This window comes from Agrobacterium sp. CFBP2214, assembly GCF_030209895.1.
Classification (GTDB): Bacteria; Pseudomonadota; Alphaproteobacteria; order Rhizobiales; family Rhizobiaceae; genus Agrobacterium; species Agrobacterium radiobacter.
The window spans coordinates 1-23,655 of record NZ_JARVRC010000002.1; the positions used below are offsets into that span (position 1 = coordinate 1).

Annotated in this window: 21 protein-coding genes; 17 read left to right on the forward strand and 4 right to left on the reverse strand. The window is 57.0% G+C overall.

The features are described 5' to 3' along the window. Positions 1–239 precede the first annotated feature (239 nt). From QRN60_RS06910 to QRN60_RS06945, 8 genes are all read left to right on the forward strand, one after another. Positions 240–3,215: a Tn3 family transposase gene (locus QRN60_RS06910; protein WP_129567464.1), complete on the forward strand. Its 2,976-nt coding sequence runs from the start codon at positions 240–242 to the stop codon at positions 3,213–3,215. A 218-nt stretch (positions 3,216–3,433) separates the two neighbouring features. Further along, a complete protein-coding gene (locus QRN60_RS06915) occupies positions 3,434–3,766 on the forward strand; it encodes an SH3-like domain-containing protein (protein WP_111791605.1) in 333 nt (110 codons plus the stop codon). Next, positions 3,763–4,437 carry a nitrile hydratase subunit alpha gene (locus tag QRN60_RS06920; RefSeq protein WP_111791604.1) on the forward strand — a complete coding sequence of 225 codons (675 nt, stop codon included), beginning with the start codon at positions 3,763–3,765 and terminating at the stop codon, positions 4,435–4,437. Before QRN60_RS06915 ends, QRN60_RS06920 begins: the two co-directional genes overlap by 4 nt. Then, complete coding sequence (locus QRN60_RS06925) at positions 4,434–4,778, forward strand: SH3-like domain-containing protein (protein ID WP_045534778.1); 345 nt, start codon at positions 4,434–4,436, stop codon at positions 4,776–4,778. Before QRN60_RS06920 ends, QRN60_RS06925 begins: the two co-directional genes overlap by 4 nt. Further along, entirely contained in the window at positions 4,771–5,529 is a 759-nt protein-coding gene (locus QRN60_RS06930) for an aquaporin (protein ID WP_045534776.1), read from the forward strand. Before QRN60_RS06925 ends, QRN60_RS06930 begins: the two co-directional genes overlap by 8 nt. Beyond that, positions 5,526–5,930 carry a DUF302 domain-containing protein gene (locus tag QRN60_RS06935; RefSeq protein WP_045534774.1) on the forward strand — a complete coding sequence of 135 codons (405 nt, stop codon included), beginning with the start codon at positions 5,526–5,528 and terminating at the stop codon, positions 5,928–5,930. The genes QRN60_RS06930 and QRN60_RS06935 overlap by 4 nt, the downstream gene beginning before the upstream one ends. 17 nt (positions 5,931–5,947) lie before the next feature. Further along, positions 5,948–6,127, forward strand: coding sequence for a CbtB domain-containing protein (locus QRN60_RS06940; protein ID WP_111791603.1), 180 nt, complete (start codon positions 5,948–5,950; stop codon positions 6,125–6,127). Positions 6,128–6,137: 10 nt separating this feature from the next. Further along, positions 6,138–6,827 (forward strand): CbtA family protein, encoded by a 690-nt coding sequence (locus QRN60_RS06945; RefSeq protein ID WP_111791602.1) that lies wholly within the window; start codon positions 6,138–6,140, stop codon positions 6,825–6,827. 295 nt (positions 6,828–7,122) lie between these two features. On the opposite strand, the gene QRN60_RS06950 is transcribed toward QRN60_RS06945, so the two are convergent. Together QRN60_RS06950 and QRN60_RS06955 are read right to left on the reverse strand one after the other, a co-directional pair. Beyond that, positions 7,123–7,848, reverse strand: coding sequence for a cysteine hydrolase family protein (locus QRN60_RS06950; RefSeq protein ID WP_045534772.1), 726 nt, complete (start codon positions 7,846–7,848; stop codon positions 7,123–7,125). A 146-nt stretch (positions 7,849–7,994) separates the two neighbouring features. Then, complete coding sequence (locus QRN60_RS06955; protein WP_111791601.1) at positions 7,995–8,513, reverse strand: Dps family protein; 519 nt, start codon at positions 8,511–8,513, stop codon at positions 7,995–7,997. Between the two features lie 249 nt (positions 8,514–8,762). On the opposite strand from QRN60_RS06955, the gene QRN60_RS06960 reads away from it, so the two are divergent. Both QRN60_RS06960 and QRN60_RS06965 read left to right on the forward strand, forming a co-directional pair. Next, a complete protein-coding gene (locus tag QRN60_RS06960) occupies positions 8,763–10,292 on the forward strand; it encodes an aldehyde dehydrogenase (NADP(+)) (protein WP_111791600.1) in 1,530 nt (509 codons plus the stop codon). Positions 10,293–10,699: 407 nt separating this feature from the next. After that, positions 10,700–11,323, forward strand: a complete 624-nt coding sequence (locus QRN60_RS06965; protein ID WP_064263923.1) for a nucleotidyltransferase family protein — start codon at positions 10,700–10,702, stop codon at positions 11,321–11,323. Positions 11,324–11,656: 333 nt separating this feature from the next. On the opposite strand, the gene QRN60_RS06970 is transcribed toward QRN60_RS06965, so the two are convergent. Further along, entirely contained in the window at positions 11,657–12,733 is a 1,077-nt protein-coding gene (locus QRN60_RS06970; RefSeq protein WP_160297381.1) for a sensor histidine kinase, read from the reverse strand. A gap of 524 nt (positions 12,734–13,257) precedes the next feature. On the opposite strand from QRN60_RS06970, the gene QRN60_RS06975 reads away from it, so the two are divergent. Beyond that, positions 13,258–15,990: an ATP-binding protein gene (locus QRN60_RS06975; protein ID WP_129565178.1), complete on the forward strand. Its 2,733-nt coding sequence runs from the start codon at positions 13,258–13,260 to the stop codon at positions 15,988–15,990. A gap of 24 nt (positions 15,991–16,014) precedes the next feature. Here the strand turns inward: QRN60_RS06975 and QRN60_RS06980 are convergent, their stop codons facing one another. After that, the gene (locus QRN60_RS06980) at positions 16,015–16,932 is read right to left on the reverse strand and encodes an MBL fold metallo-hydrolase (RefSeq protein WP_052686829.1); all 918 of its coding nucleotides are present in this window, start codon (positions 16,930–16,932) and stop codon (positions 16,015–16,017) included. 263 nt (positions 16,933–17,195) lie between these two features. On the opposite strand from QRN60_RS06980, the gene QRN60_RS06985 reads away from it, so the two are divergent. The 6 genes from QRN60_RS06985 to QRN60_RS07010 all read left to right on the forward strand — a co-directional run bounded on the left by QRN60_RS06985 (position 17,196) and on the right by QRN60_RS07010 (position 23,312). After that, a complete protein-coding gene (locus QRN60_RS06985) occupies positions 17,196–17,858 on the forward strand; it encodes a TetR/AcrR family transcriptional regulator (RefSeq protein WP_234904960.1) in 663 nt (220 codons plus the stop codon). Positions 17,859–18,181: 323 nt separating this feature from the next. Further along, positions 18,182–19,024 (forward strand): alpha/beta fold hydrolase, encoded by an 843-nt coding sequence (locus QRN60_RS06990; protein WP_082074497.1) that lies wholly within the window; start codon positions 18,182–18,184, stop codon positions 19,022–19,024. A gap of 153 nt (positions 19,025–19,177) precedes the next feature. Beyond that, the gene (locus tag QRN60_RS06995) at positions 19,178–19,360 is read left to right on the forward strand and encodes a hypothetical protein (RefSeq protein ID WP_111791598.1); all 183 of its coding nucleotides are present in this window, start codon (positions 19,178–19,180) and stop codon (positions 19,358–19,360) included. 231 nt (positions 19,361–19,591) lie between these two features. Further along, a complete protein-coding gene (locus QRN60_RS07000) occupies positions 19,592–20,452 on the forward strand; it encodes an aldo/keto reductase (RefSeq protein ID WP_045534800.1) in 861 nt (286 codons plus the stop codon). A gap of 161 nt (positions 20,453–20,613) precedes the next feature. Continuing rightward, the gene (locus QRN60_RS07005) at positions 20,614–21,726 is read left to right on the forward strand and encodes an HlyD family secretion protein (protein WP_111791597.1); all 1,113 of its coding nucleotides are present in this window, start codon (positions 20,614–20,616) and stop codon (positions 21,724–21,726) included. Positions 21,727–21,743: 17 nt separating this feature from the next. After that, positions 21,744–23,312 carry an MFS transporter gene (locus tag QRN60_RS07010; RefSeq protein WP_165001897.1) on the forward strand — a complete coding sequence of 523 codons (1,569 nt, stop codon included), beginning with the start codon at positions 21,744–21,746 and terminating at the stop codon, positions 23,310–23,312. Positions 23,313–23,655: the final 343 nt, after the last annotated feature.

Here is a 23,655-nt window from a genome sequence, read left to right on the forward strand (position 1 = left end):
TTCCAATATCTATTCCAAAGACGGCGCACTCCTGCGGTTGGTTACGATTCATAATGGGGTCGGAACAAGAGCAGTCCGAAATCGTACGCTAAGGTCGAACGAAACCGGAACGATACCGTAGATCGGATGTGCAACATCCGATCTCTGTGGATTGCCATCGACATGCGCCAATTTTGATTTCTCTGTCCGGCCCGACTCGACAACGCTTCGAGCAGATTGCTCATCAATGGAGTCGGGCGATGGCAAAGCGCAAGCTTCTTAAAGATCAAGATCGCCGGAAGCTTGTCGACATACCAGTCGACGAGGATAACCTAATCCGACACTATTCGTTGTCATTGGCGGATCGCCTGGAGATTGAACTGCGGAGACGTAATCACAATCGGCTCGGCTTTGCCATCCAGCTATGTCTAATGCGATACCCGGGTCGAGTGCTTGGAGCAGAAGAAACTCCGCCTCGCGCCATGCTGAAGTATGTTGCTGATCAGATCGGCGCCGCTCCAGACGAATTTGCCCTCTATGCACGCCGCGAAGAAACCCGTCGGGATCATATGGCGCGGCTAATGGTGTATCTGGATACGAGAAGCGCGACGCTGCAAGATCGCCGCGCCGCGCTATTGGCGGCAATTCAAGCGGCGACCATGTCCGACGACGGTGCTGCGATAGCCAGTTCGACTGTCGCCGCGTTTCGCGAACGCGGCGCTCTTCTGCCGGCGATCGACACGATCGAACGCATCGGCCTTGCCGGCCGTGCCATAGCCCGGCGGCGAGCAGAAAGAACCCTGATTGAAGACATCCCACTCGATAGGCTTCAATCACTGGATAGGCTGTTAGAGGTTGACCCGTCGATCGGCCAGACCCGCTTTCATTGGCTGCGTTCGGCACCAGAAGCGCCGGCCGCGTCGAACCTCGTCGGGCTGACCGAGCGGATAGCCTTTCTGCGGCGGCTGGAGATCGATCCGGAACTGCAGGCGCGCGTGTCATCCGGACGGTGGGACCAGATGATCCGGGAGGGCAACGCAACGCCGGCCTGGCTTGCCAACGACTTCAACGCCAGCCGTCGCCACGCTCTGATCGTGGCCCAAGTCATCAAGCTTTGCCAGAAGCTCACGGACGATGCGGTGACGATGTTCATCAAGCTGATGGGTAAATTGTTCTCGCAAGCCAACAATCGAAAGAAGCAGCGACAGATGGACTGCAGAGCGAATACCGCCAAAGCGCTGCGCATGTTTCTAGATACGATCACCGCACTGCAGTCCGCCAACGAATATGGTCGGAACGCATTGGATGTTCTCGACCAGAAAGTCGGTTGGGACCGGCTGCTTCGGATGAAGCCTGAGCTTGAGTCGATGGTCGACGACAACGAGGCACCGCCGTTGACCGTGGCAGCCGAACAATACGCGACCGTCCACAAATACAATGGTGCATTTCTTCAGGCCTTCACGTTTCGCTCGGCGCATCGCCACGACCCGCTTCTGGCGGCAATTGCGCTGCTGAAACGGCTTTATGCCGAGAAGCGGCGGACACTCCCTGATCGCGTGCCGCTCACCCATCTCAGCCAAACTGATCGACGGCTTATCTTCGAACAAGGGAAACCTGATCGCCGTCTCTACGAGATCGCAACACTCGCTTCTTTGCGAGACCGGCTTCGTTCTGCGGAGATCTGGGTCGACGGCAGCCGATCTTTCCGGCCCATTGACGAGCATTTGATGCCGCGAACAACATTCATCACGTTGAAGGAGGAGGATCGTCTCGGATTAGGCGTCCAAGCTGATGGCGCGCAGTGGCTTGCCGAAGCGCGTCAGATGCTCGACTTCAACCTGCAGCGTCTGGCGCACAGGGCACGATCCGGAAAGCTCGAAGGAGTTCGTCTTGAGGCCGGAACGTTGATCATCACACCAACTGCCAGCGAAATCCCTGTGGCCGCCGAGGCACTGAATGCCGAGATCAGCGATATGTATCCGTTGGTCGAGGTTCCCGACCTGTTAAGGGAAGTGCATGAATGGACTGGCTTTGCAGATTTATTCACGCATGTTCGCACCGGCGACGTCCCAAAAAATGTTTCTGCCATGCTGGCTGGTGTATTGGCCGATGCTACGAACCTTGGCCCCAAACGAATGGCGGGCGCCTCCAAGGGGATCAGCGCTCACCAGATTGGGTGGATGCGCACATTCCACGCCCGATCGGAGACCTACCGCGCGGCGCAAGCGTGCATCACCGATGTCCACACCCAGCATCCGCATTCCCGCCTTTGGGGCAATGGCACAACGTCATCGTCAGATGGCCAATTCTTTCGTGCGAGCGACCGAGCCGCAAAGCGCGGCGACATCAATTTGCACTACGGCAGCGAACCCGGGACGAAATTCTATAGCCATCTATCAGATCAGTACGGCTACTTCAGCATTTTGCCCATCAGTCCCACCGAGAGCGAGGCGGCCTATGTGCTCGATGGGCTCTTCGATCAGGACACGGTGCTCGACATTCAGGAACACTTTACCGACACGGGCGGTGCCAGTGATCATGTCTTCGGGCTGTTTGCCTTGATCGGAAAGCGGTTCTCACCGCGACTGCGCAATCTCAAAGACCGGAAGTTCCACACGTTTGAGAAGGGCGATGCATATCCAACCCTGTCGAACCATATCGGGGCGCCGATCAACACCGCCCTGATTCTCGACCATTGGGACGATCTGCTCCATCTCGCGGCGTCGATCACGACGCGGTCCGTGGTACCGTCTACGATCCTCAAGAAACTGTCCGCATCTCCGAAGCAAAGCCATCTCGCGAGGGCGCTCCGCGAACTCGGCCGTATCGAAAGGTCGCTCTTCATGATCGAATGGTACTCAAGTCCGGCATTGCGGCGACGCTGTCAGGCCGGCCTCAACAAGGGTGAGGCTGCCCATAAGCTGAAACGCGCTGTCTTCTTCCACGAGCGAGGCGAGATCCGCGACCGGTCGTTCGAAAGCCAGGCGTTCCGCGCCTCTGGTCTCAACCTCGTCGTCAGCGCGATCGTCCACTGGAATACAGTCTATCTTGACCGTGCAATCACACAGCTGAAGCGAGCGGGTCGAGATATTCCTGATACTCTGTTGAAACACATCTCGCCGCTCAGTTGGGAGCATATCAATCTTACCGGCATCTACACCTGGGATGCCGAACATCAGATGCCGAACGGATTTCGATTGCTCCGTCTGCCAGCTAGGCTGCAGCGGGTCGCATAAGTTCTCATTCCGTTCGTCCTTAGCGTACGATTCCGGACTGCTCTTGTTCTGACCCCGTAAAACAGGAACAGCAGGAATAATCTTGTACGATGTAGCTGCGACATCGGGGCGCGAGATGTCGTCCACTTGCGTTACCGCCGGAACCGCGACTGCTGAATTTTACAATATCATTCAGAGCGACGACTTCAGTTTGGGGCTCCAAATGAAGGAGCGTTGAAATGATTGCACAGTCGATAGCGCAAACTGTCACGCCCGCCCTTGGAGAAGTTCCTGACTTCCAAGTTGGCGAACGTGTGAAAACGGCAGTGCGCTTTCCAGTCGGCCACTACCGACTTCCCACTTACCTCCGCGGCAAGGCCGGTATCGTTGAACGAGTCATCCCGACGATGGGTGTCGACAACGAGGAGGAAGGCTATGGCCGGAATGCCGGGTCGAAAGGTCATTACTACCGTATTGCGATCCCGATGACCGAAATCTGGGCTGAGTACAAGGGCCAAGCAACAGACGGCCTGAGGATCGAAGTCTTTGAAACCTGGCTCGAAAGGATTTGACCTTGCACGACGACAATCACGATCACGATGAGCACGATCATCATCACGACCACGCGCATCCGCATGAAGACATCTCCGTCACGGAGCCTCCCAGTTATTACGACATGATGGAAACAGCGGTTCGCGAGCTTCTCGTCGAACGCAAATTGTTCGGCGCAGACGAAATCCGGCGACAGATCGAAGTCTTGGATTCCCGCACGCCGGCACTCGGTGCGAAGGTCGTTGCGCGAGCCTGGGTCGACGACGAATTCCGCAAACGTCTACTCGATGACGGGCGAAAGGGTTGCGAGGAACTGGGCATCACGTTCTACGACGACACGCAGTTGATCGTTCTGGAAAACACGCCTGAAGTCCACAACCTCATCGTCTGCACGCTGTGCTCGTGCTACCCGCGACCCGTACTGGGCTTGCCGCCGGACTGGTACAAGCTCAAGCCGTATCGGGCCCGAGCCGTTTACGAACCTCGTGCTGTTCTCGAGGAGTTCGGGACGCACATTCCCGATGATGTCGAGATCGTCGTCAGCGATTCCACGGCCATGGTTCGTTACCTCGTGCTGCCGATGCGGCCGGCGGGTACTGAAGGACTATCTGAAGAGGAACTTGCTGCACTGGTGACGCGCGACGCGATGATCGGCGTCATCCCTGTCGAATATCAAAAGAGGGTTGCATGATGTCCAGCGAAGGCCTCGTAAAGAAACTCCCCAATGATATCGGCGGGGAAATTGGCGGAAAAATTGAACGTGTCGAACACGAACTTCTGCCGTGGGAAAAGCGCTGCCACGCACTCGCGGACGTCCTTGATTTTCACAAGATCATCAATACCGAGGAGAAGCGCCGCGGCGTCGAAGCGCTCGGCTCGGAGATGATCGGGAAGCTCTCCTATTATGAGCGCTGGATCATCGCCTTCGCGAACATCCTGTTCCAGAAAGGTATTCTGACCCCGAGTGATATCGCCACCAAAATGGCTGAAGTCGAGGCGCGCTCGAAGTCACAAGGCCAAGCTAATGGCTGACCTCACAGTGACGCGCGAAGCGGCTTGCTTCTTCGAGGCAGATGGGACGATACCGGTACTCAGGCGTTCGTTTGTCGAGGCAGTCGGGACTTGCTTGCTGGCGGTTGCGATGGTGGGCTCCGGCCTCACCGTCGAGCACAAGCTCGCGGGGGAACCGATCGCCACATCGCTCGTTATCGCGATCTCGATCGCCGGTTCGCTAGTGGGATTGATCATCGCTCTCGGAAAAGTTTCCGGGGGCCACTACAACCCCTTGATCACTGTCGGGCAGTGGCTCCGAGGTGAACGTCCGACTACATGCACGATCGCGTATGTAATCGCCCAGATGTTGGGCGGGGCCCTTGGCGCGATCATTGCCACAACGATGTTCGGAGCATCCTCCAGTCCGATCATGGGCCACACGCCCTCACTTGGCCTAGTCATTAGCGAGATTGTAGCTTCAACGGGCCTGCTTACGATCGTCATCGGTTGCGGACGCAGTGGCAAGCCAGATACGGGTCCGTTCGCCGTTGGTGCCTGGCTTGTTGCAGCCATTTTAGCCACGCCTTCAACGTCTTTTGCCAATCCCGCGGTCACTCTTGCCGCAGCGTTCGCCGCTGGCCCGGTCGCGTTGAGCGTGGCGTCCGCGGCTACGTTTGCCGTGGCTCAGGTTGTCGGTTTGCTTGTGGCGCTTGGTATCACCAAAGTCGCGTTCGAGAATACGCGGGACATACCTCGCCAACGTCGTCCAATTTCGAGGTCAGCCCAATGATCAGACCTGAGGGTATGACGGCCCTGGAGACCCGGCTACCGCCGAGCATTGTGATCGAGCGGTTTCGTTCCGCGGTGGAAAGGGCCGGAATGAAAGTATTTGCTCTCATCGACTTCGCAGCGGACGCAAGGGATGCCGGGTTGGTTATGGAGGACGCAGTGCTACTCATCTTCGGCAATCCGAAAGTCGGCACTCTTCTGCTCATCGACGCGCCGCATTCAGGTATCGATCTGCCGCTCAAGGCACTTGCGTGGACCCATCAAGGTAAACAGTGGCTGTCGTACAACGAGCCTGCCTATATCGCGCGACGACATGGCCTCTCGATCGACGGGCCAATTCAGAAGATGTCCGAGGCACTCAAATCCGCTGCAATTGCGGCCACCAGCAACGAAGTATCCTAAGAGACAGAGGAACCGTTATGACGACAATTACTGAACAAAAAATCGCCCACGTACGAGCGCCAGCAAAAGCGCTCGAACTACTCATGCTCGGCTTTCTGGGCGTACTGCTAGTTGGCGGTGTGGGCTTCGCCGGAATCCCAGCAGTCCACAATGCCGCCCATGATGTCCGTCACACCCTAAGTTTTCCGTGCCATTGAGGTTGATGCAATGGCCTATCTTCAAAAGCTCTTCTTCGCGGCGATAATCGCGGGATCCATCGGCGGCATTTTCGCCTCGGCGCTCAATATCTCGATTACTGTGCCGATGATCCTCCAAGCAGAGATATCCGAGCATGCGGCTGAACACGCCCATGCTGGCGAACAGGGGGGGCACGAGCACCCTGAGATGTCCGCATTCGCGAGAAACACGTTGACCGTCGTCGGCATGATGCTGGCGCATGTCGGCTTCGCGCTTATGATGACTGTGCTCGCCGAACTAAAAGGGAGCTTGGCCTCTTGGAAATCCGGTCTTGCCTGGGGCGCTGCCGGATACCTTATCTTCAGCCTCGTTCCCGCACTTGGCCTTCCGCCGGAGCTTCCCGGGATGCCCGCCCCGGACCTCCTTCAACGTCAGGTTTGGTGGATTACTTGCACGGCCTGCACTGCCGGCGCGATCGTGTCCGCCGTCAACTATCGTAGTCCTCTGGCCCTCATTGCTGCGGCGGTTCTTGTGGCAATGCCATTCCTAATTGGCGCTCCAGCTGCCCCAGAAATGGAGACATTGGTGCCCGCAACTCTGCACCATGAGTTCGTGATCGGGACCCTTGCGGCAAACCTCGTGACTTGGCTCGTAATGGGGCTGTCCCTCGGGATGATAAGGTCTCCTGCACGTCCGCGGTTGGCGACGCTCAGCAGCTAGCCAATCTTTACAGGTGACAAAGCCCCTCGCGTATATACCGAGGGGCTTTCCGTGATCCGCCGCCTTGTTGAACCCGACATACGGCGATGACCTTGGCGATCGCTGCCAAGCAATGGCTCAGCGACGATCCCGCGGCGAGCCCATACTCCCGCCACCACCGGTATTCTCCGGACCCGAACGGCCCGCTCCGGGCAGGCCGCCGGTGCTGCGCTCGCAGCGCAATCTCGTCTAGAAGCGTTCGCCCTCGCTGCCTGATGTCAGACAGGCAATCCCGCCCCGAAGGGCGGGGAAGCCCTTAAGCTTTGCGTGCAGCTAATTCAAGGTGATTTGAAGCCTCGTCGGTCGTCCATAGCGCGTTCGCGAACCACCGGAAGTTTACGAGGGCCGCCATGTAGGCGTCTCCCTCGGGTAGTTTGCTGCCCGCAGTGGCATCGCGTACCACGGCAACTTCGAACCCGTGTTCCACGAAGTCGCGAAGGTGTGACTCGACGCAGAAATTGGCTGCCATACCCGCAAGGATAACCTTGTCGATGCGCTTCTTTCGCAGTTGGAAGATCACGTCATTCGTTTGTGGCCCGGCAATCTTGTGGGGCGAGCAGACGATGGTCTTTCCGTCCTCGATGTATTGCTTATATTCAGGCATCCAATCAGCGCCTGATCCGTCGAAACCTTCAAGTGAGAGCGGATCACGACGGTCGAACATACGCAGTTTGTGCATGAGGGTCTCACCTGTCGCGGCGAAGTCCCAGCGATGATCGACCGGGTAGTAATAATGCGGTGAGATGACGACACTGATGCCGGCTCGCTTCGAGTTTTCGAAGAGGCGGCCGATATTCTCCACGGTATTGTGCTCGGTGATGCTCTCACCAAATGCACCCCAAGCTGCCCCCTTGGGGCTGAGAAAGTCGATCTGAGGATCAGTGATCACAAGAGCCGTGGTCGACAGATCGATATCGAACTCTACCTTGGGAAGCGCAGGGTTTTCCGGATCCTTATACGCGGTTGGAATTACGCTGGTCATTGGAATCTCCTAAGGTTGCCACCGAGACTCGGCCCGCTGGCGTTTTGATGTGCATTAGTGGTACAGCCGGCTTGAAAGCCCAAACCCGCGCCAACCGGGCTTGCGATGTTGGCAAGGTTGTAGCCGTACGGAAAGTTGGCGTTCACTCAGCGGTTGGTGTCACGCAGGATCTCAAAGAGAAACCAGACTCGTTGCTCGCCTTCATCAATCCAGTTCTCCAGAAGGCTTGCCGTTGCTATGTCAGCGTGCTCATCGCAGACGCCATGGAGGTTGCGCAAGCTTGCAACAAGGCCGGCATTGTCTTCACGGAGTTCGGCCAGCATTTCATGAGGATGAACAAAATCGGCGTTGTTGTCGGCAATACGCTGGCGCGTTGCGATATCACCGATAGACCTGAGGGTGGGTCCACCGAGCTTGCGAACCCTTTCTGCAAGCGGGTCAGTCATCGCCAGCAACTGCTCGCCGTGCTCGTCAAGCATGAGATGGTGGTCGCGGAAACTCGCGCCGCTCATATGCCAGTGAAAGTTTTTGGTCTTGAGATAGAGCGCAAACACATCGGCGAGCAGCGTCGTAGCAGCGGCAGAGATGTCCTTAACGGCATCCTCGGACAAGCCTGTCGGCGTCCTGAGGCTTGCCATACGGCGTAAGTGTAGCTGTTGGTCCATGTGAGGTTCCTTGCGTTTGCCGCGGTCCCGAACCACAATATGCGTTCCGTCGGGCCGATCTGAGTACGCACGGACTATGCGAGCGTTGAGCGCGGAGATCTTGCAAATATCGTCTCCAAAAACCGATCGTCTTGCGTACGAGCGGAGCGGATCCGCCAATCACGTTCACATCAACGCTGATAGTAGACAATTAACTGAAGCGACGGTCGCGCAGACGATGTCGGCATAATCGAAATCGGAGAATGACAAATGGCTATCAAGGGCGAACTTCTAATCGGCGGCGAGAGCTTCTCGGGCAAAGGAACGGCGTTCTTTGCCATCGAGCAGACGATTGGCAACCGGCTGGGCCGGGCCTTTCATGGAGCGACACCAGATCAGGTAGAGAAGGCGTTGGCGTTATCTTGGGAAGCATTTGGGACCTATCGCGAAACAACGCTGGAGGAACGCGCTCTATTTCTTGAACGCATCGCCGAGAACATCCTCGATCTCGGAGACGAACTGGTGGAAAGGGCTAGCGCGGAGACGGGGCTTCCTAAAGGCCGGATTGAAGGCGAACGTGCGCGCACCGTCGGGCAATTGAAGCTTTTTGCAAAGGAGGTGCGGGACGGTCGTTTTCAGGAACTTCGGGTCGATCCTGCTGACCCCGAGCGGAAGCCCAACGCGAAGCCTGATCTCAAGCTTCGCAACATCCCGTTGGGTCCTGTAGCCGTGTTTGGGTCCTCGAATTTCCCGCTGGCTTTTTCCGTCGCAGGTGGTGACACGGCTTCTGCCCTTGCTGCGGGATGCCCGGTAATCGTCAAGGCTCATTCGGCCCACCCGGGCACTTCCGAGCTGGTCGGAAGGGCCGTTCAGAAAGCCGTCGCCGATTCCATGCTAGCCCCGGGCGTATTCAGCTTGCTGTTCGACGCCGGGTTCGAGGTAGGCCAGGCGTTGGTCGCAGACAGTCGCGTCCGTGCGGTCGGATTCACGGGTTCCCGCCGCGGAGGTCTGGCTTTGCTCGATATTGCATCGCGCCGAAAGCAGCCGATCCCTGTTTACGCGGAGATGAGCAGCATAAACCCGGTGATTATTTTCCCGGCTGCTCTTGCGAACCGAGGAAATGAGATTGCGAAGGGGTTCATCAGCTCACTAACGCTTGGCGCTGGCCAATTCTGCACAAATCCAGGCCTAGTTCTTCTAGTCGAGGGAATGGGTCTCGATGAGTTTCTGAGCAAGGCAGCGACCCACATCGCGGAAGCGGCAGCCCAAACGATGCTGACCGCCGGGATCTGTGATGCTTTCCGACGTGGAACTGCAACGCTGGAGTCCAAGTCGAGCGTTCAGGTAGTAGGTCGAGGAAAACCTGGAACCATGATCGAGGGCCAAGCGGTGCTTTTCGCGACCACAGGATCGGCATTGATTGAAGATGCCCAGCTTCAGGAGGAAATCTTCGGTGCGGCTAGCCTTGTGGTCCGTTGCGCGAATCATGACGAACTTCAGCGCGTTCTCACCGCGCTGGAAGGTCAATTGACGGTTGCCCTTCACATTGACCAAGATGACTTTGAGATCGCAAAACCGCTCATTCCGGCCCTTGAACTGCTAGCGGGACGCCTGCTAGTGAACGGTTTCGGAACGGGTGTGGAGGTGTCGCCGGCCATGGTCCACGGGGGCCCTTATCCGGCGACGTCCGACGGTAGGTCCACCTCGGTCGGCACGATGGCGATCTATCGGTTCCTGCGGCCCGTTTCCTACCAGGATTTCCCTGCGTCGTTGACGCCCTCCGCGTTCAACAAACGATAAAGACACCAACAACGGCAAAAACTTGTGCGCAAGGCCCTTTTGCCCGAAAAGGAATGACCTCGCCTTGTCGCCGATGGCCGACCGAGGCGGCCCATGTGCCGCGGCGCTGAAGTCCATTCACGCTGATCGAGGCACATATGTAGGCGCTGAGCGGCTGCCCGGTGGTGACGCCAAAGGCAGGTCCCGGCGAGGGAAAAGACCGATACGGGACACGATTCGACCTCTGGCTACCCACCCCGCAGTCAATCGTGGATATGGTACTTCGGGAACTTCAGCTACGTTAGAACTCTCCTTCTGCAGAAATATGTACTGTTGATCACCATCTTTAGTCGACACGCGACTGGAACGTTCAATCAAGTCGCCAGCCTCGGCGTTATGCGCGGACGAAAATCCTCGCTTAGAAGGAGTTGACGGACATTCTCGAGCAGCACCCAAAAGTCACTATCATCTTGCTGGCAGCAGGAAAGGCCAGTCGCTATGGAAGCGACGAGGACAATAAACTCCTCGCAGAGTTCGAGGGCGTTCCACTCGTGAGACGGACTGCCTTGCGCGCAAGCAAAAGCAATGCCAATTCCGTTGTCGTAGTCGTTGGCTTTCAGGCCGCAGACATCATTTCGGTTCTTGCCGGCCTTCCAATCAACATAGCCACTAACCGCGATTTCCCACTTGGGATTTCCAGTTCGTTGATGGCTGGATTGACGATGCCGGAAGCTCGCTCCGCGGATGGCGTGTTGGTCATGCTGGCCGACATGCCTACGATTTCAACAGTGAATCTGAATTCGGTTATTGACGCATTTGCCGCTGACGACGGACGATCGATTGTCGTCGCGGCACACGGAGGCGTTCGCGGGAACCCGGTGATCATTCCAAAGTCGTTGTTTGGCGACCTGATGTCCCTCGAGGGCGACGTGGGGGCGCGAAATATCATTCGACATTCAGGCATTCCGATTGTCGAAGTTGAAATCGGAGCGGCCGCCCTGCACGATGTTGACACGACTGAGGCGGTCATCGCGGCAGGCGGGACCGTCTAACCGTTTCAATCAAGACCGAATATGCCCTTGTTCTCCGGGACCTTCAGACTTTAGAGGAACGCGGCCCGCTCACCTCGTTGAACCAGAACAACGAATAAAGCGCTTCAGGAATTCGTAAAGAATCTCTGGAAACTGATGTGATATAACGTTGAGGGTGACAGAGCGCTCCAAGGTGTTCTCCTTCGCGATCTGACCACTCGGGATATACCCGGATTTTCGACCCTCGTGGGTTGGAGTGTTGATCAAGTTCAGAGGCAAGCACCGGAACCAGCGGTTTTTCAGAGCGCCTCGGCACTGTGAAGCCAATAACGGCGAAGGTGGGCCTTCTCGGCCCTACCCTATCACTGGGAATTCAACCCGGATCGCAATGCCATTGTCATTGAACTCCCGTTCGATGCGCCCGCCGAGTCGATCCTCAATCAAGCGACGAAGGAGGACAGATCCGTCACCCGCGACTGGCGAGCTCGAACAAGACGTCCCGTACTCGCGCCAACGGACAGACAACCAATTGTCCGTTTTCAGCCAACCCACCTGGACATGACCCGTTCGAATCGACAGCGCTCCGTGCTTGAGCGCGTTTGTGGCCAGCTCGTTCATCACAATCCCGAGCACCGTTGCATCAGAGCTGCAAAGTAAGACCTGCTCGCCCTCCAGAGCAATCGGATCCCCTTGCGAGCGCTGGTACGGAGACAGCACCCGGGTTAGAAGACCAACGAGATCCGGGGGGTGCCCGGTTTCCCGATCGAGAAGGTCATGTACCGCAGATAGTGCTTTCAGGCGCGCTCCCAGATCATCAGCGGCGTCGGCATCCAATGTCAGCCTAGCAACTCCGATCACGCTGGCGTATGCATTCTTGAGTCGGTGGGCGAGCTCTCGATGCGACAACCTGATGGATTCAATAAGTTCTTTAAGCTCGGTAATTTCTGCTCCTGATTTCAGCCGCCGGAGAGCTGCGCGCCCAGCCATATCGAGGGCAGATGCAACCTTCAACTCGAACTCGGTCGGCGTGCGACGCGGATGCCAATATGCCGCTATTGCGAAACCCGTTTCCGATGGAGCCAGACGCATTGTCAGCTTGTAACGCATTTCTGTACCCGATATTCGGAGCGCCTCCCCCGAAATCGACTTTCCTCTTATGCCCCCGTGCAGGGTCACGTATCCGTGTTCAGAGATATCGATTTTATTGCCGACCCAATGCGGTACAGATGCGTCTTCCGCAACGCAATGATAGTCATCTCCGCTTCTTCGTATTATGACGATACCCTCCGCAGACATCAATTTATTTGCCGCGGAGCGCATCTTGGTCAAAACCTCTTCCGGCGTCGTGGCTGTCGACAGATAGCCGATAGCCTCAATGAGACTATAAACCTGTTGCTGGACCGGCGTGCCGAGTTCACGTGGGGCAGTCATCTCGACCTCCATTATCGAATGTCAGACAATTAACTGGCTCGAGCGTTTGAAAATTGGATGATTGGGCCTCCGCAAAATCACGACATATGGTCACCGCCGGTTGTGGCTATGTCCGTAGCGTCCCAAGCCAAGTGTGGATTGGAGTGGAAATCAGGTTTGCGAAATTGAGGGATCTCAATTTACGTCATATGGGATAAGCAACAGCCGGGAGGTGAAGTGCGCAGCCCGGACCAGATTCAGTTGCTCAACACATGTGGCCAAGAATTTGCCTTGCACCTCAAAACCTGAACAGTCATATTTGAAACCTTCGACAAAGCCGACGCATGGTCCGACGCCCAAGGTGGTGAAACCACAAGTCAAAATGCGTTGAACCATACACATGGATAGTTGCGTAGACGAATGATGCAGCCTTATTTTGGGTGCCGTCGGAACTGGTTCCACTCCAGTCGTCTTGCTGAAGTATTTTACTAATTAATATCTTGCGAACGTTGGTACCTGCCCTGACGTTCCATCCCGAGGTGAATGTGACTATCTATCGGTTTGGCGAATTCGAACTGGATCCAGGCCAGCGCCGGTTGAGCAAGGGCGAGGCAGCCATACGCATCGGCGCGAGAGCTTTCGATGTACTGACGTGCCTGCTCGAGAAGGCCGGAACAGTCGTCACGAAAGAAGAGATCATCAGGACCGTATGGCCGAGCACGTATGTCGACGAGGCTTCGTTGCGCGTCCATATGGTGGCACTTCGCAAGGCCATCTACGATGGTGAGCAAACGCTTTGTATCGAAAGCATACCGGGACTTGGATACAAGTTTGCCAAGCCAGTTTCCACGATCACCGATGATTCCTCTGCCAGCACAGCGCCTACGACACGCTACGGCCTGCCGGCAACGGTCGTGCGTTTGATCGGACGGGATGAGTTCCTCGCACACAGTGTGGAATTGATGCGCTCGATGCGGCTGATGACGATCACGGGGCCGGGAGGCATCGGAAAGACTTCGGCAGCAATCGAAATTGCCCGCTCCCTCGCCACTGAGAACAACAGTGTCGTCTTTCTCGACCTCGCAGCCCTCTCCAACGGGGAATTGATAGTCTCGCACCTGGCGTCGTCGCTTGGCCTAAGCGTCTTTTCGTCGGACCCCATGCCTGGCATCGTTCAAGCGTTGGGGAATTCGCGTACCGTCCTGGTGTTTGACAATTGCGAACACCTGATCGACAGCTGCGCCGGCGTCATCGACAGGCTTCTTCAACTAACACCCTCCACCTCTGTAATCGCTACAAGCCGCGAACCCTTGAGGATCGCTTCGGAGAAGGTCCGGCTCCTGCCTAGCCTGGAGGTTCCGAAGAAAGACGATCTGCCCTCCGCCTGTCACGACTTTTCCGCACTGGAACTCTTCAACGAACGTTTGATTTTCGCCACGGGCCAGAATGGGCTTACCGAAATGAAAGACATTTCGATTGCCGCCGATATTGTCCGCAGACTAGACGGAATCCCGCTGGCGATTGAACTAGCGGCATCACGTGTGGCAGGGCTTGGCCTTCAAAACACAGCCTCTTCCCTCAGTGATCCGATCAACACCCTCTGGCGCGGTCGCAGGACGGCCCCTCCCCGACAGCAGACTCTGAGGGCGACAATCGAGTGGAGCTACAACCTACTCACAACTGAGGAGCGACTTCTACTCAACTGCCTTTCGGTGTTCGCAGGACCGTTTACAGGCGATGCGGCTTGGTCGATAGCCAGGGATTTTCTCGATAGAGAAACGTTCTCGGACGCGCTTTCCGCCCTGCGGTCGAAGTCGCTGGTATCGACATCCCGCGGCGACGGGCGCCTTCGTCTATTGGAAATGACCCGTGCCTTCGCTCGTAGGCAGCTTAACGCCGGCGAATTCGCGGAAGCGTGCGGCCTGTCACATGCTCGTTGGGTCGGCGCGGAACTGGAACACGCGAAAGCTGGGTGGCGAAATCTCGATAAGTTCGAGTGGCTTCAAGCGCACGGCGACCTCATCAACGATATCCGCGCCGCGCTTGACTGGTGTTTCGACACAGGTCAGCGGAAATTGTGCTTCGAGATCACGGCCGCATCTCATATCCTCTGGACACAACTGGGCTTGATGAACGAGCAACTGAAGGTCGTCGAGCGGGCTATGGCACTGATGGAAACGACCGCCAACGTTGACCCTCTGATCGAGACTCAGCTTCGTTCGACGCTGGGCCTCGTGCTCTTCCATGTGAGAGGGTTGCGTGCGGACCAACAAGCGCTGCGAGAATTCGAAAAGGCGGCTGAGATCGCGGAGACGATCGGCGACCACGTCGAGATCGTCAGGGCTCACAGTGGGAGATGCGCAATCATAACAACCCAGGGAAGATATGCGGAGGCTGCTGAGATCGCGCTTCAGCTGGAGTCCAAGTTCGGCAAGCTTGCGCATGGCGCCAGCAGCAGAATTCTTGCCATGAACACCCACTTCCTCGGGCAGCATGAGAAGACCCACCAGCTTTGCACTCTTGCCGTCGAAGCCACCCGCGGGCCGATCGGCCGCACGCTAACGAGCGGTGCCGGATTCGATCAAAAAACGGTCGCACTGATGTTGATGGCCAAAACTTCCTGGATCCAGGGATTCTCGCAGCGCGCGATTTCTCTCGCGGACGAAGCCATCGCCGAGGCTCTGAACCTGGACGATGCGATATCAATATGCCTTGCGATATATGTTTCTGCGTTTCCTGTGTATTTCGGTCTGGGTGAATTTCAGGTTGCGCGACACCATCTCGCACTTCTTCGAGAACTGTCGACGAAACACTCGATGTTCAGGTCGCAGCTTTGGGCAGATGCCTTCGAGCTGCTGTTCCCGGAATCAAACGCCACGACAAGGCAGTTCGAAACCGCATTCGTTGGAGACACCAACGGGTCCCGGCTCGAGACGGTGATAACGCTTGCAGGAGAGCGCTGCGGAGCGGATCTGGTGGATTGGGCGCTCGCCGGGGATGCCGGCTGGTGCCGTCCGGAACTCCTCAGGATAAAGGGCGATATCGTTCGTCACAGCGATCCCGCAATGGCACGCGACCTATATTCCCAAGCGATCGCTGGCGCGATCACTCAGAAGTCACCGCTCTGGCAACTGAGAGCCGCCAATAGCAACGCTGAATGGTTGCAGGATGACGAACGGTCGACTTCGAAGCGGATGATAGAGGCAGCGCTGAAAGCGTTCCCGGAAGCACCGCCCAGAATAGAGCTTCAAACCGCAGAGCGCTTGCTCGCCTTATAACAGCTGGCATTTCCGAGTGAGGATCTAAGCGAGCGAGTTATGCATGGGTTCGGTAATCGTTGACGAACCCTCGTCAAGACCGATGCATGCAAAACCCTTAGCGCTGTGGGAAACGCAACACGCGCCGCGTCCTGCAAAGTGCGCGGGCAACAAAACACTCCCCCTGTCAGAGGCACGCTCAAGGACACGTTTACGTGTTTTCGTGGCCTGGTCGGCATCAAAGCAGAACGCGCTGCTCCATTCAGGGTAATAGACCTGAATCGGATGATGAATAATGTCACCGCTGAACAGCCCTTCCTGATCATCGTCGCGGAGGGCGAAAAGAAGATGGCCAGGGGAATGACCGGGCGAATCTTCGGCAAAGAGGTTGTCCCCGATCTGAAAACCGCCGTCGACAAGCAGTTCCTGGCGACTTTCTACGATCGGAAGGATGCTGTCTTTATACAGTAGAGAGCCCCAGGCTGCGAACGAACCGCCGCCCTCCACCAAGAGGGCATCGTAGTCGGTCTTCGACATCACGTATTTTGCGTTCGGGAACGTCGGGACCCAACGCCCGCTTGAAAGGCGGGTGTTCCATCCGACGTGGTCGGCATGTAGGTGAGTACAGAGGACGTAGTCGATTTCTTCCGGGCGGACCCCGGTCGACGCAAACCGGTCCATGTAAGGGGTGTCCAGCATGTCGAACAAGGGAGCTCCGCCTGGCCGCTGCTTATGGTTGCCCGTGCAGGTGTCGATGAGAATTTTGTGATGCTCCGTCTCTACGAGCCAGCTGTGGCACGACATCACCAACCTTCCGGTTCCCCGGTCAAGATAACGCGGCTCGAGCCAATTGAGATGCGGAGCCACCGCTTCTGCCGACCAATCCGGAAGCAAGTCCCGCGGCATGAAAGCCGGCCCGCGATATTCCTCCACCCGTGTGATTTTAACAGAACCAATTTTCATTTCGAGGCCTCGCCGTGAACCAGACATCAAGCGAACAGGCCACCGCCAAGTGATATTGTACAATCGAGCACTTTTAAACGATCAGCGCGTATTTTCTGTGTTTGCGTATCCGATGCCGCCTGTGTAGCGTCTGGTCCTGCTGGCGCGAGGGCTTCGTCAAATTGGCAGGCGACCGCCAATGTACTGGCGACTTTGACGAGAGGCCGGCAGCTTGAATGCAGTCATTGAGGTCGTAAGATTTGTGAATCTTAAGAAGGCCGCGGATGCGTACCAGCCATCAGCGCCGACATTTCACCCCCCAAACGCTGCAGTTTATGCCAATGATCCCTATTGATCAGGGAAAGGAGACACAAATGCGTCCAACGACGAAGGAGAGGCTCGTCAACGCTGGGGCAGATCGTTTCCGTGAACTGGGCTACTCAGCTTGCAGCGTACAGGAAATCGTTGATCAGGCGGGCGTCCCCAAAGGCAGTTTCTACAATCACTTTAAGACAAAGGAAGCTTTTGCAGTCGAGGTTGTCGCGAACTACGTCGCCTCGACACGACGTGACATTCTGAAGGATTCTGGCACCACTCCCTTGAACCGGATCGCGCACCACTTCCGTCACCTGTTGGAAAGCCACGAAAAAGCACCGTACAATCGGGGTTGCCTGATCGTCAATCTTACCGCGGAAACGTCCGATAGCATTCCATTGCTTCGCGAAACCCTGAACGCATCGCTGACGGACTGGATTGATTTGCTCTCCGAAACCATTCGGGAAGGCCAAGCCGGCGGAGAAATCAAGAGCGACCTTGAACCGGCTAAATTCGCCCGCTTCTTGATAGATGCCTACGAGGGAGCGGTATTGAGGATGAAGGTTAGCAACGCCAATAACGCGCTTGAAAACTTTTACTCGATTGCGATGTCGTTGCTGGCGGCGAGCTAAGGGGGCGTAGCGTTCGCGTTGCTCTTTAGAAATCGTTTCTTCGTTGCGAGTTCGAACTTCTCGCTCGCAACGGTTTCTCTGAAATCAGCCATGCGCAATGAAAGCGCTATGCGGCGGGATGTGACAATATCGCCGCGTCCGGTGCCCCTATTTTCACTCCATCAACTCTGACCGAGATGGAGTCTCCGGTGACAAACGATTTTAACCTGGCCCTTTCCCGTAGACAGACCCTCATGGCGGGCGTGGCCGCGTCGCTTGTGATGGCGGCACCCGGCCTTGCAGCACAGAAGCAATCCCAAACCACCCACAACGGAGAAGTTTCGATGACCGATGGTTTCGTAAAAACCAAAGACGGCGTGAATATCTACTATAAGGACTGGGGTCCGAAGGACGCCCAACCGATCGCGTTCCACCACGGCTGGCCGCTCTCGTCCGACGACTGGGATGCCCAGATGCTGTTCTTCCTGGCGCATGGCTATCGTGTGATTGCCCACGACCGTCGTGGTCACGGTCGCTCGAGCCAGGTCGCCGATGGTCATGACATCGACCACTACGCGGCTGACGCCGACGCGGTGTACCAGCACCTCGATCTCAAGAACGCCGTCCATATCGGTCACTCGACGGGCGGTGGCGAGGTGGCACGATATGTCGCGAAATACGGCGAGCCTCAGGGCCGTGTCGCCAAAGCCGTTCTGGTGAGCGCCATCCCGCCATTGATGCTCAAGACCGCTTCTAATCCCGGTGGTCTGCCGATCGAAGTCTTCGATGGATTGCGCAACGCGCTGGCAGCAAACCGCGCCCAGTTCTTCCTCGATCTGCCGACCGGCCCGTTCTACGGCTTCAACCGCGACGGCGCGACCGTATTGCAGGGAGCGATCCAGAACTGGTGGCGTCAGGGAATGATGGGCGGAGCAAAGGCTCACTATGACGGCATCAAGGCCTTCTCCGAGACGGATCAGACCGAGGACCTGAAAAAGATCACCGTGCCGACGCTTGTCATGCATGGCGACGACGACCAGATCGTTCCGATCGACGACTCGGCCAAGCTCTCGGTCAAGCTCCTCAAGAATGGCACCCTCAAGGTCTACCACGGTTATCCGCACGGAATGCTGACGACGCATGCCAACGTTATCAACCCCGACCTCTTGGCCTTTATCAAGGGTTGATGTTTCAGCCTTCTGTCAATCCGCGGCGGACGAGATCCGTCCGCCGCCCAAACACCGAAATCGAGCGCAAAGTGTGCCCATGTATGGGCGTTGTCACTTGACCGCTCCCGTGCCCGGCGTCTCGCATCGCGCCCAGTCGCCCGAAGGTGCTCCATGCGATTTCAAAAATCCCGAGAGAACTTCGAATTCTTTATCGTCGCCGGTCTGTACGGCTTGAGCATCGTGTCGGTCGTCACGTACGCCGCCATCGATATCGCCGGTCATCAGGTTAAGGCGGACACATATGCCGCTCGCGCAGCAACACCCAGCGATGCCCTGATCGGCCACCGCCACTAGGGCCATTTGCTCGAGAGTGAATTAGAAACGCCTCTGCCCCGTTGAGGCAATCTCGGGCAGGGGCATTTCCACAGCAGACAGGATGCGGCCTTAAAAACGCGTCCACCGCCGCCAGTCACGAGTGAGCGCGATCGTACAATTCACAAGTCTGCACGCGCAATAATCTGATCATAAAGTTCGTTGTCGCCGTGTCATGGCGGCCACAGATTGCCGAACATCAAGGAGGCCAGCATGTCCACGACTCCAACTGCCGATCACGGGAAATTTAAGATCGGGAACTACGAAATTAACCGGCTCGGCTACGGTGCTATGCGGATCACAGGCTCAGGCGTGTGGGGACCTCCCACTGATCGCGTCGGCGTCCTGGGCACACTGCGGCGGCTTCCGGAGCTCGGTGTCAATTTCGTGGATACGGCCGACTCCTACGGTCCCAACGTTTCCGAAGAACTTGTGAGGGAAGCATTGCATCCGTATCCAGGAATGTTGATCGCCACGAAGGCGGGCCTTACTCGCAGCGGCCCCGGCCAGTGGGGTCAAAACGGACGCCCGGAGTATCTGGTAGCGCAAGCGCACGGAAGCTTGAAGAGGCTCGGAGTGGAGCGCATCGGTCTCTGGCAATTACATCGCATCGATGCGCGCGTTCCCGCGTCGGAACAGTTCGATACGATCAAAAAGCTGATTGACGCCGGCACCATCGAGAACGCGGGCCTGAGCGAAGTCTCGGTTGATCAGATCAAGCAAGCTTCGAAGTATTTCAAGGTTGCGACGGTGCAGAACCGCTACAACCTTATCGATCGCGAAAGCGAGGATGTGCTCGAATACTGCGAGCAGAATGGCATCGGCTTCATCCCTTGGTATCCGCTCGGATCGGGTGAGTTGACGCGCAGGGGTTCCGTCCTGGATGAAATCGCGCATGCGTATAAGGCGTCTCCCACGCAAATTGCGCTTGCCTGGATGCTCAGGCGGAGTCCTGTCATTCTTCCCATCCCCGGAACATCCAACGTGCATCACCTTGAGGAAAACGTCGCCTCGCGTGACATCACGCTCTCGGATCCGGACTACGAAACGCTGAACGGCATCGCTGCTGCGTAAAATATGGGACTGTCGCGCGCGGCCCGGGCGCGCGTAGTCCCAGCAGAGCGTTTCACGAAGTGCAGCAAGCCGTCCAGCGATGGCTGTAATTGCCATCAATGCGGCGGGTAGGTTGCCGTCAATAAAACGAAGCTCCGATCACTCCGATGAACGCAACCTCCATGACCGATCAAATCGCAACGATAACGTCTGATGTTCGCAGCGCATCGCCCGTCGAAAGCGGAAGGCCAGAATGGCCGAGCGTGATAGGGAGAATGCTGCTGCCCGTCATCGCCGTCGGGATTGCATTGGCCGGAGTGTTTTACGCTGGCGGAAGTTGGAACGAGTGGACTTCCAGCGCCGCATACCAGACCACGAACGACGCCGCGATCGGTGCAGACGTCAGTTTTCTCAGTGCGAGGGTATCCGGCAACCTCGTATCGGCTCATGTAGCCGACTATCAGCACGTCCGAAAAGGCGATCTCATCGCCGAGATCGATCCAAGGGAGTATGAGGCGACTGCTTCGCTCGCCTCGGCGAATGTTTCCGCCGCCAAATCATCGCGCGCGAACCTCACGAACCAGGAGGCGTTGCAGCGAGCGGCAATCGTCGCTGCAACGGCCCAACATGATTCCGCACTTGCGTCCCTCGAACAGACGAGGCTCGAATACGAGCGGCAACAGGACCTTGGTCAGGCGAGTACGGAACAACGGCTTCAACAGTCCCACGCAGCCTACCTTCAGGCACATGCATCCGCGGAGTCGACGACTGCTGCTATCGAGCAGCAGAGAGCTCAGCTGGAAGTTCTGCGGGGTCAGGAAAGCCTTCTGGACGCACAGATCGCAGCACAATCGGCATCCCTTGCGACGGCCGAGCTTCATCGCGAATTCACGCGCATCTATGCACCCTTTGACGGAACCGTAGGCAAGAAGTCCGCGCATGTCGGCGACTATTTGAGCATTGGCGGCAACGTCGTCCCGATCATTCCGAACGAAGTGTACGTAACCGCAAACTTCAAGGAAACACAGCTGGCGAATATGCGCATCGGCCAGGCTGCCGAGGTGAAACTCGACACATATCCAGGCACTGTCTTGCAGGGCAGGGTCGAGAGAATGTCACCGGCCAGCGGATCGACCTTTGCATTGCTCCCGCCGGACAACGCGACCGGAAACTACACCAAGGTGGTGCAGCGTATCCCGGTCAGGATCGCGATCGACGACGGGCAGCCCTTACGCGACAGACTGAGCCCAGGCCTGTCGGCGACTGTGACCGTCGACACGCGGGGACAACACTAGTGACGGAGTTCGCGGACATGTCCGTCCCGCAGCCGGCCGCGACGAAACGTCCTGTCTTCATAGTCGCTGCCCTACTACTCGCTTCTTTCGTTGTGGGTTTTGATACCCGCGTTTTTACGGTGGGGCTTCCCGACCTACGCGGAGCCTTCGGCATGGGCTTCGATGAAGGCTCGTGGTTTTACACGGCGGCAAACGCACCCCAGATATTGATCGCGTCAGCTGTGGCCTGGCTGATCACGGTATACGGCGTGCGCAGGATCATGGTCCCGTCCAGCGTCGTGTATTCCCTTCTTTCGTTGGGCATTCCTGCGATTCACGATCATACGCTGCTCATAATCGCGCACATAGTGAGGGCGCTTCTTCTCGGTGTTTTTATTCCGGCGACACTGATGATCGTCTTTCGAAACCTGCAACCCAAGCATTGGCTGATCGGCCTCGCGATCTATACCCTGCGAATTCCGCTCTCTCAGGGCCTCGGATTCGTTCTCGTCGGTTACTACGGCGAGGATTTCGGATGGCAGTGGCTCTACTGGCAAGATGTCCTGCTCGCGCCGCTTATCGGCGTTTTCCTTGTATTGGGCGCGCCGAAGGAACCAATCGATCGGAAACAACTCGGGAAAGCCGATTGGGGTGGAATGCTCTTGCTTGGTGCTTCCATGGCGTTTCTCTACGTCGGGCTGGACCAGGGAAACAGGCTGGACTGGCTGGAATCCGGAACAATTGCCAGCGCTCTGATCGCAGGTGGTTTTCTGTTCTTCGTCTTCCTGGTCAACGAGGCTGTTGTCGCCCAACCTTGGGCTCACGTCAGCGTCCTGCGCATACGTAACGTGTCACTGGGGCTTGCCGCGGTCACCATTTTTACATTTGCAAGCGCTATGGGCAGCAGTCTGATCCCTGGCATGATGCAGACAGTCACTGCCCTCCGACCATACCAGATCGGAGATCTGTTCATCTGGTACGCTGTGATCCCGTCGTTTTTCCTTGTTGCAATCGCTGGAGTTGCTCTCTACTTCATTGATGCTCGCATCGTACTCATCATCGGCATGTCCGTCACGGGAGTCGCTGCAATGATGGGCACGGAGGTAACGTCGCAATGGTTTCCGGAGAGCTTTAGACCGATCTTGTTGCTCAGCACGGCAGGACAGGCGATGACGTATTTTGCCTCATTTGTCTTCCTCGTCGGCAACTCGGACCCGAAGACTTCAACGGCTACGTCCGCGTACATTCAGGTCTGCCGATTGGGTAGCGCGGAACTCGCCTCGAGCTTCATCGCTACACTTCTGCGATTCCGAGAGCAATTTCATTCCAACGCCCTCGGAATACACCTGACAAATGACTCTCCTCTTCTGCGCTACCAGTTGTCGGGATTGAGCCATCTGCTCGATCGCACGGGCAACGGAACCGCCAAAGCGCTTGCCACGGTTTCGGCTTCGGCTCGAACTCAAGCCACCGTCCTTGCGTATAGCGACAGCTTCTTCGCAGCATTCTGGTTTGCAGTCGCCGGATTGGTCGTGGTCGCCCTGATGACGGCTGCACCGAAAAGCCCCTTGAGTCCAAGACTCTTCCGGACAATGCCTACCAACTGAATTCCGCCAAACGAGCTCAGGCGGTGGGCTGTCCTTGATTGTCAGATTTAGCAACTGAGTTGCTGTCGCCTATCGAACAACGGCTCTATTGAACCGCGATCTTTTGCTACCCGAGTTCAAGCCGCCACGGAAAAGATGCGGAAAAAGCTCCCTTCCGCAAATGCAGCCGCTACGCTACCAAAGCGTAAGGATTGGCTGATGCAGGAAAACTGCTCTGTACTGTGGCACCAAGGGCAAGCCGGTGGGTGGGGTTTTCCCAACTTACAATAATATTGTAAAAGGCACGGCCTGATCGCGTGCAAGCCGTCTTCGATAAACGAGACCGTCACCTGCCGACTGTACG

What these genes read in the sequence shown, in the direction of transcription:
- QRN60_RS06910 (WP_129567464.1), top strand. Translation starts at nt 240, where the DNA reads ATGGCAAAGCGCAAGCTTCTTAAAGATCAAGATCGCCGGAAGCTTGTC.
- QRN60_RS06915 (WP_111791605.1), top strand. Translation starts at nt 3,434, where the DNA reads ATGATTGCACAGTCGATAGCGCAAACTGTCACGCCCGCCCTTGGAGAA.
- QRN60_RS06925 (WP_045534778.1), top strand. Translation starts at nt 4,434, where the DNA reads ATGATGTCCAGCGAAGGCCTCGTAAAGAAACTCCCCAATGATATCGGC.
- QRN60_RS06930 (WP_045534776.1), top strand. Translation starts at nt 4,771, where the DNA reads ATGGCTGACCTCACAGTGACGCGCGAAGCGGCTTGCTTCTTCGAGGCA.
- QRN60_RS06935 (WP_045534774.1), top strand. Translation starts at nt 5,526, where the DNA reads ATGATCAGACCTGAGGGTATGACGGCCCTGGAGACCCGGCTACCGCCG.
- QRN60_RS06940 (WP_111791603.1), top strand. Translation starts at nt 5,948, where the DNA reads ATGACGACAATTACTGAACAAAAAATCGCCCACGTACGAGCGCCAGCA.
- QRN60_RS06945 (WP_111791602.1), top strand. Translation starts at nt 6,138, where the DNA reads ATGGCCTATCTTCAAAAGCTCTTCTTCGCGGCGATAATCGCGGGATCC.
- QRN60_RS06950 (WP_045534772.1), bottom strand. Translation starts at nt 7,848, where the DNA reads ATGACCAGCGTAATTCCAACCGCGTATAAGGATCCGGAAAACCCTGCG.
- QRN60_RS06955 (WP_111791601.1), bottom strand. Translation starts at nt 8,513, where the DNA reads ATGGACCAACAGCTACACTTACGCCGTATGGCAAGCCTCAGGACGCCG.
- QRN60_RS06960 (WP_111791600.1), top strand. Translation starts at nt 8,763, where the DNA reads ATGGCTATCAAGGGCGAACTTCTAATCGGCGGCGAGAGCTTCTCGGGC.
- QRN60_RS06970 (WP_160297381.1), bottom strand. Translation starts at nt 12,733, where the DNA reads ATGACTGCCCCACGTGAACTCGGCACGCCGGTCCAGCAACAGGTTTAT.
- QRN60_RS06980 (WP_052686829.1), bottom strand. Translation starts at nt 16,932, where the DNA reads ATGAAAATTGGTTCTGTTAAAATCACACGGGTGGAGGAATATCGCGGG.
- QRN60_RS06985 (WP_234904960.1), top strand. Translation starts at nt 17,196, where the DNA reads ATGCGTACCAGCCATCAGCGCCGACATTTCACCCCCCAAACGCTGCAG.
- QRN60_RS06990 (WP_082074497.1), top strand. Translation starts at nt 18,182, where the DNA reads ATGACCGATGGTTTCGTAAAAACCAAAGACGGCGTGAATATCTACTAT.
- QRN60_RS06995 (WP_111791598.1), top strand. Translation starts at nt 19,178, where the DNA reads ATGCGATTTCAAAAATCCCGAGAGAACTTCGAATTCTTTATCGTCGCC.
- QRN60_RS07000 (WP_045534800.1), top strand. Translation starts at nt 19,592, where the DNA reads ATGTCCACGACTCCAACTGCCGATCACGGGAAATTTAAGATCGGGAAC.
- QRN60_RS07005 (WP_111791597.1), top strand. Translation starts at nt 20,614, where the DNA reads ATGACCGATCAAATCGCAACGATAACGTCTGATGTTCGCAGCGCATCG.
- QRN60_RS07010 (WP_165001897.1), top strand. Translation starts at nt 21,744, where the DNA reads ATGTCCGTCCCGCAGCCGGCCGCGACGAAACGTCCTGTCTTCATAGTC.